The 12,196-nt window shown below is 58.3% G+C and carries 11 protein-coding genes; 7 read left to right on the forward strand and 4 right to left on the reverse strand.

What is annotated here, in order from left to right:
- Positions 1–88 precede the first annotated feature (88 nt).
- Complete coding sequence (locus BLT08_RS22700; protein ID WP_139171336.1) at positions 89–625, reverse strand: hypothetical protein; 537 nt, start codon at positions 623–625, stop codon at positions 89–91.
- A gap of 401 nt (positions 626–1,026) precedes the next feature.
- On the opposite strand from BLT08_RS22700, the gene BLT08_RS18825 reads away from it, so the two are divergent.
- The 4 genes from BLT08_RS18825 (at position 1,027) to BLT08_RS18840 (ending at position 6,259) form a co-directional block, all read left to right on the forward strand.
- On the forward strand, positions 1,027–1,632 hold the full coding sequence (locus BLT08_RS18825; protein ID WP_090311048.1) for a hypothetical protein: 606 nt from the start codon (positions 1,027–1,029) through the stop codon (positions 1,630–1,632).
- Between the two features lie 166 nt (positions 1,633–1,798).
- A complete protein-coding gene (locus BLT08_RS18830) occupies positions 1,799–4,897 on the forward strand; it encodes a DUF7289 family protein (protein WP_090311050.1) in 3,099 nt (1,032 codons plus the stop codon).
- A gap of 169 nt (positions 4,898–5,066) precedes the next feature.
- Entirely contained in the window at positions 5,067–5,537 is a 471-nt protein-coding gene (locus BLT08_RS18835; RefSeq protein ID WP_090311051.1) for a hypothetical protein, read from the forward strand.
- Positions 5,538–5,734: 197 nt separating this feature from the next.
- Positions 5,735–6,259: a DUF7344 domain-containing protein gene (locus BLT08_RS18840; RefSeq protein ID WP_090311359.1), complete on the forward strand. Its 525-nt coding sequence runs from the start codon at positions 5,735–5,737 to the stop codon at positions 6,257–6,259.
- 115 nt (positions 6,260–6,374) lie between these two features.
- On the opposite strand, the gene BLT08_RS22705 is transcribed toward BLT08_RS18840, so the two are convergent.
- Positions 6,375–7,109: a hypothetical protein gene (locus tag BLT08_RS22705; RefSeq protein ID WP_139171337.1), complete on the reverse strand. Its 735-nt coding sequence runs from the start codon at positions 7,107–7,109 to the stop codon at positions 6,375–6,377.
- 450 nt (positions 7,110–7,559) lie between these two features.
- Between BLT08_RS22705 and BLT08_RS18845 the strand changes: the two genes are divergently transcribed.
- The 3 genes from BLT08_RS18845 to BLT08_RS18860 all read left to right on the forward strand — a co-directional run bounded on the left by BLT08_RS18845 (position 7,560) and on the right by BLT08_RS18860 (position 10,511).
- Positions 7,560–7,889: an EMC6-like membrane protein gene (locus BLT08_RS18845; protein ID WP_090311053.1), complete on the forward strand. Its 330-nt coding sequence runs from the start codon at positions 7,560–7,562 to the stop codon at positions 7,887–7,889.
- A gap of 2 nt (positions 7,890–7,891) precedes the next feature.
- Positions 7,892–9,706: a ribosome biogenesis/translation initiation ATPase RLI gene (locus BLT08_RS18850; RefSeq protein WP_090311054.1), complete on the forward strand. Its 1,815-nt coding sequence runs from the start codon at positions 7,892–7,894 to the stop codon at positions 9,704–9,706.
- A 292-nt stretch (positions 9,707–9,998) separates the two neighbouring features.
- Positions 9,999–10,511, forward strand: a complete 513-nt coding sequence (locus BLT08_RS18860; protein WP_090311058.1) for a response regulator transcription factor — start codon at positions 9,999–10,001, stop codon at positions 10,509–10,511.
- A gap of 117 nt (positions 10,512–10,628) precedes the next feature.
- Here the strand turns inward: BLT08_RS18860 and BLT08_RS18865 are convergent, their stop codons facing one another.
- Complete coding sequence (locus tag BLT08_RS18865) at positions 10,629–11,459, reverse strand: hypothetical protein (protein ID WP_245724280.1); 831 nt, start codon at positions 11,457–11,459, stop codon at positions 10,629–10,631.
- 212 nt (positions 11,460–11,671) lie between these two features.
- Entirely contained in the window at positions 11,672–12,193 is a 522-nt protein-coding gene (locus BLT08_RS18870; protein WP_090311061.1) for an archaemetzincin family Zn-dependent metalloprotease, read from the reverse strand.
- Positions 12,194–12,196 lie beyond the last annotated feature (3 nt).

The following is a 12,196-nucleotide window of genomic DNA, read 5'->3' on the forward strand; positions in this document are numbered from 1 at the left end:
GGCGTCTATAGCACGGATCTATAGCTGGGGGAAGAGCCGTAGCTGATTCTCGTTGCGGAAGCCCACAGATGAGCCTTCTATCTGGTCATTATGGGTCAGCTGCGTAGAGTGTTAGATCCTCAGGATCTCCTCCGCTCTCTAGCGGATCTTCTCTTGTATCAATTTCAGCATTAATCTCTACGCTCTCATTATTACTGAGGCTCTGGTATTCTCCACCATTGGTTTCGTTCAGCGTGAACTCGACAACTGCACCGTCAATATCTATTTCAGCAGTAGAGGAGTGGGACTCATCATCTCCAAAGCTCACGTGAATCTCTTCATCATCAGCAGCGTTGTTTGTTAGAGTCAATACCCCGTTGACGGTCGTGACGGCATCGTCGTTGTAGCTTTCCCCGAGATTGATTTCGGCTGCACCATCTCCACTACTATCATCAGTAGCATAGTCGCCATCAACTGAAATACCGAGGTATGCATCTCCATCACCGGTAGTTTCGACGGTTACAGATCGATCTGCTTCCACACTACTAAACGCACCCGTCCCAAGCGCAGCTCCGCCGCCCGCGACAATCGTACCCAGTCCAACTAACACGTTGCGTCGATTCATTCTCATGGTTATGATCTCCATACAACCGCGTCGATATCCACCATCTCGAGGCGGGTTCGGAACGCGGTCCTTACCCCATACCAGAAACGCTACCCACTTTGTATTAGGTTGCCAGAAGTACTGAAAGCCGATCAATACACTTGTTCAAGACAGTCCTGAACGGCTCTGTATCGACTTCTGACCCCTCGTAATCGGCACGATCAAATTCGAGGCAGAACAGGGCTCTCGAGGCCGTTCCGGCTATGATGATGAGACCGATGAAATGTACCAGGCCAGAACGCTCATATGTTAGCCGTACAGAATGTATCCAGATAGCAATTGAGTAGAATCGACGAGTTAGCACTGGTCCATCGCTGCTCCAATCGAAGTTGGACTGATCTCTGTGGACGGCGGCTCCTACCGATTGCTCGAACAGGTGTCACATGCGTACGATAACGTATCTCGGATTGGGACTGCTCGTCTGTGGGGCGCTCGTCTTCGTCGCCTCGAGCGGCGCGTTCGATTCGACGCTCGCCGACCGGGGTGTCAGTGCCGGCACTGCAGACGACGAAGATGCCCTCGTCGGGCTCGATCACTCCGATACGATCCTCTCTGCGGAAGAGGGAGAGTTCATCTGTACAGAACAGAGTGGGTTCTTGTTTTTCCAGTACTGCTCCGACGGCGAGTTCACATACAATGAAATACTGCTCTCCGTTAGTGATCAGACGGCAACAGCAGAGTTCGAGACAATCGATATCAACGAGATAGCAGGCTTCAATGATAATCCGTCGATCGAATCTACCGTGGTCGAGAGCGATGGAGACGAGTACACCCTCGAGGCTTCGATCCGGTGCAATGCAGAATGCACAGGTGGTTCCCTCGTCGGCGATGCGTGTCAGAGTCCGATTGGATCCGGCGAAGCCGTACAACATTCCGCTAGTCAAACGGGAACGGTCGATCTCGAGGCGAATGGCCAAACCGTTTCCGTCGACCTCGACCGACCAGTCGAAATCGCGTGTGAGGCTGGAACGGTCACCGAACCTGGCTAGATGTCGATTTTGTCTCTCGACTCCGTTTGGTCAGGGACTATTGATATCTGCTACCGCAACTTACCGTCCCACTTCGAAACCGCGTTCTCGAGGGTGTAGAGTCGAGACTGCCGATCAGTAAACGTTCCTGAATATATTTATAGTCACAATGTTTTAGTGGGATACAATGGCTGGTGCAGGTGGGAACAACCAGGGGTCTTGCTCTCGGGAAAAGCGGGGAGTGAGCCCCATCGTCGGTCTCGTACTCCTCATAGGGATGGTGATTGCAGCGACAGCACTGCTCTTTCTTATCGGTTCGCCGATGCTCGATACGTTCGAATCGGAGAGCGAACGCGAGCGAGCGCATCTCTGTATGGACGAAACGGATCACCAACTCGCGACGGTCGCCGGGACCGGTGAGCAGCGGTCGATGCCGTCGACCGATATTTCGGAGTGCCAGATCGACGTCGCCGACGAAGGACAGATCGAGTTCGTCTGGTACAACGACACCGAGGCTGATGATATCCCGTGGGACGACGACAATCGAACCGCGTCCGCAAAACTCGGTGCCCTCGAGTTCGAACTCGAGGACCGAACGATTGCCCACCAGGGCGGTGCGATCTGGGAGGACACCGGTTCGGAGACGCGAATCATCTCGGAGCCCGGAATCAGCTACGAAAATGAATCCGACGAGGAGAATAGGTCCGTCCAGTTCAATATTATGCTCCTCGATCAGGACGAACTCTCGAGTTCTGATCCTGTTGCGCGGGCGGACCACGAACGAAGCGACGAATTGGCCGAAAACATCACCAATGCAGCCAGCGAATCCGATGGAAATAATGTCGCGATCCGAATCGAGAGTTCCTATCACGACGGGTGGAATCGGCACCTTGAGGACACACTCGAGGGTGCCGAGATCTCGCACGATTCGGACGCCGAAACCGTCGAAGCAAAGGTAACAGGGGTTAGGGAGACATCAGATGATCCGGAACTGATTCTCGAGGAAGACAAAGGCCTGACGGACACGGTTGGAAGTAGCGATCAGCGAGTGGTCTTCGGTGACCAACTCCGCTTCGCAATGCAACTAAACAACACTGGCGGCTCAGCCCTTACACCAGATGCGACTGTCTCTATTCTCGGAACTCCAGTTTCCGAAACACAAAATTTGGGCGTCGGACCCGGTATTCGCGATCGAGACGTTCGAATCAATTCAAACGTCTATCAAAACGATCTAATCCCTGGCCAAACCTACCAGTACCAGTATTCGTTTGACATCAACGACGAGTCGCTCGACACTCCCGGCGAGTTCTACCTCGGAAAACCAGGAACGCACTTCAACGTCACCGGCAATGAAACGACATCAGACGGCGAAAACATCACGATCAGCGCGGACATCTGGAACCAGGGTGTCGAGAACGCGACGGGTGCCGACGCTCAGGACATCTCACTCGAGTTCGATCACCCTGACATCGACGGCGTAAAACAGGAACTCGAGCTCGACTACGGAGCCGAGGGGACGGTCGAGTGGACGATAAACGAGAGCGCCTGGCCAGGCGGGGAGTATCCGTTCACCATCGCAACTGACAACGACAGCGCACACGGCATACTCAACATCAGTGGCGGGCAGGAGGGAGACGGGATCGTCGTCACCGCGGACCACGGCGTGCTCGACGGACCCGGAGACACCGGCGACCAACGCGTCGACGTGACGGAGGAGACGTTCACGATCGGAACGGAGGTCACGAACACGAATCTTACCACCGAAACGCAGGACGTGGCGCTGTCACTTCCGGGCGAATCAGGTAGCGAACCCGAGCCCGAAACGGTGACGCTCGAGTCGAACGAATCCGAAACCGTCGCGTTCGAGATCGATACCGACGACTTCGAGGCCGGGTCAGTATACGAGTACAACGTTTCAACTGAAAACAGTTCGATGACCACACCCGGCACGTTCTACGCCGGCTACTCTGGCACGTACTTCGAGGCCTCGGAGACGAACGCGACGCACGACGACGACTACGTCACGGTTACGTCCAACATCACGAACCTCGGCGTCGAATCCGGCTCTCAGGACATCGGCTTCGAACTCGAATATCTTGATGACCTTCCGGAGGAGCTCGAGGGAGACAGTCCCTACGGCTATCTCGGTGAGAACACCGTCGAACGATCGTTCGGCGAATCGGACACCATCGAACTGGCACTCAATGAGAGCAACCTCATCGATGGCGAGTACGAAGCGACGATTCACACGGATGATGGGACGGACAGTGTCACGTTCGATGTCGACGCCGGAATCGACCCCGGACGAGTGGGGCTAGGTGAAATCGAAGACGCTGAAGTGACCGTCGAAGTCCTCGGCTCACAGGTGTCTGGTGACGGTACAATGTGGTCTGGCTTGTTCCCTCAATCGGTCCACAATCTGGCCCCGATGACGTTGGACATACTGGCTGACGAGAATGAGGTACACTCCTTCGAGAACCCCGACGGCGGAGATAACATCAACACCGGCCCGACTTGGCAGGACAAGAGCGACGACAGTTACCGGTACAATTTCTCCGTGGACGACGAGATCGAACTCACGTTGCGGAACACGAGACACAACACTTGTCAATCGCAGTCCACCGATCCGAACACGCTCCCGCACTATTCGGGTCCGACCGACCGGGACTTCATGTGGTGTACTGATGCACCAAGCGGCGAGGCGTTCGGACCGATCGACGCGTCCCAGGGCGAGAACTTGCAGAACGTTCGGGTTCGGAGCGCGGAAAACAACACGATTCCCGCCCTTCCCGCAGGTAACGACCAACAGCTGAGCGCAACTGAGGTCCTCGAGCAACAGGGACTGATCGCGGACAGCGGCGATGAGCTCGATCTCGGCCCCGGTGAGTTCGTGTTCCTCTTCGAGAACACGGAAACGACGGACGAGGACGGTATCGACGCGCTCTGGGACGACGCGATCGACACCTACGAGCAGTACCCCGATCAAACGTACGACCCGAACTTCAACGACCTGATCGTCTACGTTGAGGTCGAACGTGCAGGCGTCAATCCTGACACACCGAGTATTACGATCATACCCGGTGGCGGTGACGAAACTAACGTGAGTCACGGCGGCTCTGACGGTGTCGGTGAGGTCGGTGACGTCGATGTCGACCTCGGTGAGGGAAGTTCCAGTGCAGGTAACTCCCCTTCAGTTGGAACTGGGGAGTCCGCTGGCAGTACGGGAGATCATCAGTCGACCGAGACGGGAATCGACATCGATACCGATTACATTGTGATCGGCTAGCCCTGTCTAGACCCGATTTAGACGCTGTAACGGCGCACTTGACGCCAAGAGTCAAGTCAACATCGTCGAATTATGAACTATTCGACCACTCGCCACACCAGCTCAATCAACTAAAACAGATGCGACAGGTCACATATCTCGGCGTCTCCTTCTCATCAGTGGGTTGGTGATGATCGGCTCGAGCGGTGCGTTCGACACGCAGGTCGCTGACCGAGGTGTCGGAATTGAGACCGCTGACGACGCAAATGCGTTTCTCGGACTCGAGTACTCGAACGAGGCCAGAACGCTGGAACTGGCGAGCGACGATAGTGACGGTGGCGGGTTTTGCTTTCTCGCCTGTGGCCCATACGAATACACCGAACGGGAACTCGTCGAAGTGAAAGATAACATACCATCTGGCGAACTCGTCGTCGAAGAGATCTCGTTTGAGGACGATGGTGACGATATAATCGATGACCTCGAATACACCGACGGAAATTTTGTACGTGGAGATTTTAGCTGCCCTGCGAGCGGTTCTCTGTTCGGGTATGGCGATCAAGAGGATTGGTCCGCGACGATAACGATCGGTATCGAAGCAAGTGGTGGGGCGGTAACAATCGACCTCGACCGAACGGTCGATATCGAATGCGTTGGTGATTGAGAACAGCCCCGGTGGGACCATATTCTTTCTACTTTTCGCCTCTCTAACTGGTTTCATTATCCATTTTTATTGAAGAATATAATGGGCTGCTGGAAAGATCGTGGCGAGTGAGTGTAGATGCCATCCTTCGGCGAGAAGGATTATGTATCGGAAAGGCGTTCTTTCACAACAGTACGGGGTATCAGATGGCAGGCAAGATGGTTAAGGATTCGAACAGAGGTGAAATTTTCGACCTGCTGAGTAACCACCGTCGCCGGTACGCCATCCACTACTGCAAGCGCGAGGACGAACCAGTAACGCTGGGCGACCTCGCCGAACACGTCGCTGCCTGGGAGCTCGACAAAGAGGTTCAGGAACTCACCTCCGCGGAGCGAAAGCGGGTCTACACGTCCTTACAACAGACCCACCTGCCGACGCTCGAGCGAGCCGACATGATCGAGTTCGACGACCGTACGATCGAACTCACCGAGGAAGCGACAGAGCTAGACGTCTACCTCGACGTCGTCCCGTCAGACTCGATTCCGTGGGGTATGTACTATCTAGGACTGACTGTTGTCGGTGCGATTGTGATGGGAGGGCTGTGGCTCGAGGTCGTGCCAACGGAGACGGTTCCCGAACTCGGCTGGGCGACGCTGGTGTTCGCGCTGTTTGCGGTGTCTGCGATTGTGCACGTGGTAGAGAGCCGGCGGATGCGACTAGGGGAAATGGAGCGGCCTCCGTAGTTTGGCGTACTACCTACCGTTCGTTGTGGTTGGGTTGGTTGTCCCGAAAGTGATACTGGTGGCTAACGTTTCTCTTGGGTACATAGTCGAACTCAACGAGCAGAGATAGGGACCGTTAGTCAAGGTCACAGCCATCGATACACAAGTCAGTAGTGCTCGTGAATGTTTCACCAGATGCTTCGAACTGAAACGTCACGCGCAGGTCTTCTCCATCCATACTGGCTGGACTATTCCCCGGCCCGCCACCTGGTCTGAACTGACCGAACCGTCCTTCGAAGTTATCTTGGCCAGCCTCTATCGTGACACCATCGAAGGAGACTAACGGGCCATCCTCACCGATGTGTAAATCGTTTTCGACGACCGTTTGATTATTTAATTCTAATCCCGCGGACCGAGTCGGCGACTCGGCTGTTGTTTGGTCAATTCGCACCCCTGTAAACGTAATATCAACGTTTCCAACGTTTCTAAGGGTAAATCTATAGGTACCACTTCCACCGGGTGATCTCGCCTCACCAGTAAATTCGATCGATTCGGCTGGTGATACGCTGAAGTCGCGTTGTAGTGTGATCTGTCCCCTGCTGGTTCCGTTCTCGGATAAATCGGCTGTGATATCGACAAACGCGTTCTCAGAGTCGTCCGTTGCTTCTATTTCTACACTCCTGATCTCGGTAGGTGGCAACGGAAAACTAAACGGCGATGAATTGCCATCGAAAGTGATCTCAGTGTCACTCTCTTCTAACGTTACTTCCATTTCCAGTGACGTGTTGTTTATGAATACAGGATCATCACTCGAATCGACATTATCGATACCGAGGAGAGCATCTGTGCCGTCAGCGGCATTGACAGCCACACCACGACCAGCGCTAGCGGACGTAAACGCGTTGGTACTGTACAGCGCCCCGGCGGCAATAGACATCGCACCGAGGCCTAGGAACGTCCGCCGTATCATTGAGTGATGATTCACTCTCGAACGTTATAAATCCTGTGACGTTTGTCCTGTCTGATCTGTTCGGAGATCATGAAAGCGACGCTTTGAGGACCCAAAAGTCCGGAAGAGACATTTAATTACTGGTTCTTTATATGTTTGAGTGAATCGCTTGACGCTGCTCTGGAAGGTCGTTGATATGGATGGTTGCGATGGCAACCTCGAAAGAAAACGTAGCTGTTGGCTTTCCCGCTTCAATGGGTGATCTCATCGTAGAGGAACTTTCCGTATTCACACGCCCCGCCAAAACAGACTGTTGGTCTACTTCGAGACCAACCCGAACGCCTTTTTAGCCCCGCACTCGGACTTCTTCCCATGTCGACCGAATCGATCAGTGACCGACGCGAGCACATCCGCTCGATCAGCGTCACGTCGCTGTCAGCGCTGCTCGGCGTCGCCGCGGCACTCGCCTCGATGTCTATCACGGGCGACGCCGCCACGTTAGACGCGGCCGCGACCGATCTCCGCGCGCTCATGCTCGTCGCGGGGGCGATCCTCGCCCAGTTCATCCTCTTCGACTTCACGAGCATCTACGGTGAGGACGAGTTCGGGGCGAAACACTACCTGTTCATCGTCTTCATGACGTTCTCGTTCTGGTTCGTGACGTGGGGCATCCTGCTGACCACGGCGGAGGCAGCAGCGTAACCATGGCGGACGACAGCATCGCCGTCGTAGACTTAGATCGGTGCCAGCCCGACCGCTGTAGCTACGAGTGTAAGAACTACTGCCCGCCGAACCGCACGGGCAAGGAGTGTATCACGCTTCGTGGCGAGGAAGCCGACGAAGGCCAGCCCGAACAGATCCACATCTCCGAAGAGATCTGTCTCGGAGAAACCTGCGGGATCTGCGTCGAGAAGTGCCCGTTCGACGCGATCGAGATCATCAACCTGCCCAAGGAACTGCAGGACGATCCGGCTCACCGCTACGGCGAGAACGCCTTCTCGCTGTACGGGCTGCCCGCGCCACAGGAAGGAAAAGTAACCGGCATTCTCGGTCCGAACGGGATCGGGAAGACCACCGCCGTGCGCATCCTCGCGGGCGAACTCGAGCCCAACCTCGGCCGTCATGACGAGCCGGTCGACTGGGACGACGTCCTCGAGGCCTACCGCGGGACGGAACTGCAGGACTACATCGCGGACGTCCGCGACGGCGAGATGACCATCTCGCGAAAGCCTCAGTACGTCGATCAGATTCCGAACAGCTTCGACGGCAACACTCGTGAACTGCTCGAGCGAACGGACGAGCGGGGCGAACTCGACTATCTGGTCGAGCGGCTCTCGATCGGGCCCGTCATGGAGCAGGCGATCGACGACCTCTCCGGCGGCGAACTCCAGCGAGTCGCGATCGCCGCGACGCTGGCCCGCGATACGGACTTCTACTTCCTCGACGAGATCACGCCGTACCTCGACATCGGCCAGCGCGTGACGGTCGCGCGGCTGATCCGCGAACTCGCCGAAGAGGAGAACCGCTCGATGCTCGTGGTCGAACACGACCTGGCGATTCTCGATCTGCTCGCGGATACGCTCCACGTCGCCTACGGTGAGCCCGGAGCGTACGGTGTCGTCACGGCACCGAAATCCGTCCGTAACGGGATCAACGAGTATCTCTCGGGCTACCTCGACAACGAAAACATGCGGATTCGGCCGAACCCGATCGAGTTCGAAGAGCACGCGCCCCGCAGCTCGGCCCGCGGGGAGACGCTCGTCGAGTACCCCGACCTCACCAAGAGCTACGGCGACGGCGAGTTCAGTCTGGACGTCGAGGGCGGCGAGATCAGACAAAACGAAGTGCTCGGCATCGTCGGCCCCAACGGGATCGGGAAGTCGACGTTCGCGAACCTCCTCACGGGCAACCTCGAGCCCGACGAGGGCGACGCCGATCTGGACCTCGAGATCTCCTACAAACCGCAGTACGTCACCATCGACCAGCACATGCGGGTCGACGCCTTCCTCTCCTCGATCACGGACCAGTTCGGCTCCTCGTACTGGAACACCGAGATCGCCCAACCGCTCCAGCTCGAGCGGATCATGGAGCAGAACCTCTCGGATCTCTCCGGCGGTGAGCGCCAGCGGGTGGCCATCGCGGCCTGTCTCTCCGATTCCGCGGATCTCTACTTGCTCGACGAACCCTCGGCCCACCTCGACGTCGAACAGCGCGTGCAGGCGACGAGCGCGATCCGTCGGTACGCCGAACAGCAGGACGCCACCGTCCTGGTCATCGACCACGACATCTACATGATCGACCTCCTCGCGGACCGATTGATGGTCTTCGACGGCGAACCCGCCGTCCACGGTCGCGCCGGCACCCCACAGCCGATGCGCGACGGGATGAACGAGTTCCTCGCGAACCTCGAGGTCACCTTCCGTCGGGACGAGCGAACCTCTCGACCGCGGATCAACAAACCCGACTCCCAACTCGACCGCGAACAGAAGCGCGAGGGCGAGTACTACTACGCACCCTGAGGACGACTAACTGGTAACCTTGGCGTGGGCTGATTGTTTTCACGCGCGACTCGCTGGGCAACTTCTATAGTGATTCGGCCGGAATCTCCGATCGAATGGATTGGGGGCTGCTGACTACCGGTCGCCCGAGCGCGGGTGATCTCGACGACGACAGCGATCGCCACCGGCCTCGCCGGTGGCTCGTCGCCGTCGGTGCGGGTCGATTCGCTGCCGAGTTCGTCGACGGAAACGCGTTCCGTCGCGAGTCACGTCCACCCGTGGACGGACGACTCGAGACGTCTTCGAGCGGTCCATGACCGCACGAGAGAATCGTCCGAGCGGGCTCGACGGCGACACGAACGAGACGACGACCGACAGCGGATCGAGTGACGACGCTAACAAGCCGGCCGACACCGCCGCCGACTGTTCAGCCGACACCGCCGCCGACCGCTCGCCCGAGACGCCACACATCCTGCTCCTCGAGGACGACGACTCGCTTCGCGAACTGCTGGTACATAAACTCGAATCGAACGGCTACGAGACGACCGCGCTTGCCGACGGGCGGGAGTGTTGGTCGTTTCTGGCGACCGGAGAGGCGCCGGATCTGGTGCTGCTCGACGTCATGGTCCCCGGACTGGACGGCTTTCGCGTGCTCGGCCGGATTCGAAACGACGACCGACTCGAGGGCGTCCCGGTTATCGTGCTCTCGTCTCGCGGCCGGCAGGCGGACGTTCGCAGGGGGTTCGATCTCGGGGCCGACGACTACGTGACGAAACCGTTCAGTCCGGCCGCACTCGTCGCGCGGGTTCGGCGGGTGCTCTCGTGACCCGGGCATCCGTCCGTCGTCCGACGCTGACGCTGCGCTGGTACTGCCGGAACGAATCGGGCTGGTTTTCGGGAATACGATCAGAACGCGCCTCCGAGAAGGCGGTCTCGAGTGCCCTCAATCGTCGCCGCGGACGAGCGCAGCCCCACCGAGTAACGAGAGTACTACGCCCAAAAGCGCAACGCCGACGACCGTCGCCGAAAGTAGCAGTCCGCCGGTCAGTCCGTACGCGACGCCGACGGCGACGACGAGCGGCGCGAGCACGAGCAGCAACGCGCCGAGCATCGTCGTGTCGTGAGTTAGTCGGTCGCCGGCGTCTTCGTTCGACCGTCGCTCCCGTGGGTCGACCAGCCGCCACTCGGGTTCGACGTCCCGTTCGAGGCGGTATCGTCCGCCGGACAGCGAGGAGACGAGGATGTCCCAGCCGCCGGCGCGTGCCGACGACGGCCACGACCACCAGTCGCCCTCGCTCTCGTCTGTGGACTCCTCGAGGTCGACTCGGGCCAGATAGACGCGCTCGTCGACCAGGTGGCCGATCGACGACGCGTCGTAACCGACGTCCTCGACGATCCGGGCCAGCAGAAACTCGTCGGACCACGGGATCGGTTTGTCCAGCGTGAACGACACCGTCTCGCCGTGTGGCAGCGACGCGTCGAGCCGAACCGTCGTCTCGTCGATCGACTCGAGTCCGGTGACGTGTCCCTCGACGTACCCCTCGCTCGTCGTCGAGATATCGATCCGTCCGAGTTCGTCCTCGAGTCGCCGTTCGGGCGACGACTCGGCGCGATTGGCGCGGCTGCCTGCGGGCGGCGACGTTCCGGCCGATCCGCTCCGTTCCGTTCTCGGCGGCGCGTCGACGGTGTCGCGGTCGTCGCCGTCGCTCCCGCCGCGCTCCGCGCGCTCGATTTCGATCTCGATCTCGTCGGGTTCGTCGGTCGTATCGGTCACGGTTCTATAGGGTGGAAACGTCGGTGACGATGCGTCTCCGATGCGCTCGAGCGGCGAGTCGCTAATCGAGCGAGCGTTTCGGTCGGCTCTGCTCGAGTCGATCGGTTCGGTTCCGATTCGTGCCGCGCGAGCGGAGCGGTCGTCACCCGCTCGTAGGATGGGACGGAATAAGTCGTTGTTCCCGTTCGCTCGCTCGCGATAGCGGACGCCGCTCAACTAATCAGCCGCTGGCAGGAGCCACAGAGGTTCTCCTCTTTGATGTCGACCTCTCGCACCGTCGGCGAGAAGTTCATCACGCAGCGGTTGTTGTCGCAGTGCTCGAGTCCGTAGGTGTGACCGATCTCGTGGACAATCTCCTTGCGGACGCGGTCCTGGAAGATATCGTTCGCACTCTGGTTCGAGAAGCCGCCGTCGCTCGAGGTCTGGAGCCGGTATGTCGAGACGACGCTCCCGCTGCCGTCGAGGTAGGCGAGTCCGAAAACGTAGTTTCGCCGTCGGTAGAAGAGGTCGTGGGGCGTGACGGCGATGTTTTTCTCTCCGCGGCCGATCCGTTCGGCGAGCTGGATGAACGTTTCGGCGGCGTACTGATTCCGGTCGGCGTCGTACGCGCCGTTGGGGACCGACTGGGCGTCGTTGATCGTGACGTCGCAGTCGTATACCGATCGCAACGCGGAGGAAGCCGCCCGCTTGACGTTGGCGGGGACGTTGCCGACCGGCACGATATCGACGAGCATGAA

It is taken from the genome of Natronorubrum texcoconense, from assembly GCF_900100335.1.
Classification (GTDB): domain Archaea; phylum Halobacteriota; class Halobacteria; order Halobacteriales; family Natrialbaceae; genus Natronorubrum; species Natronorubrum texcoconense.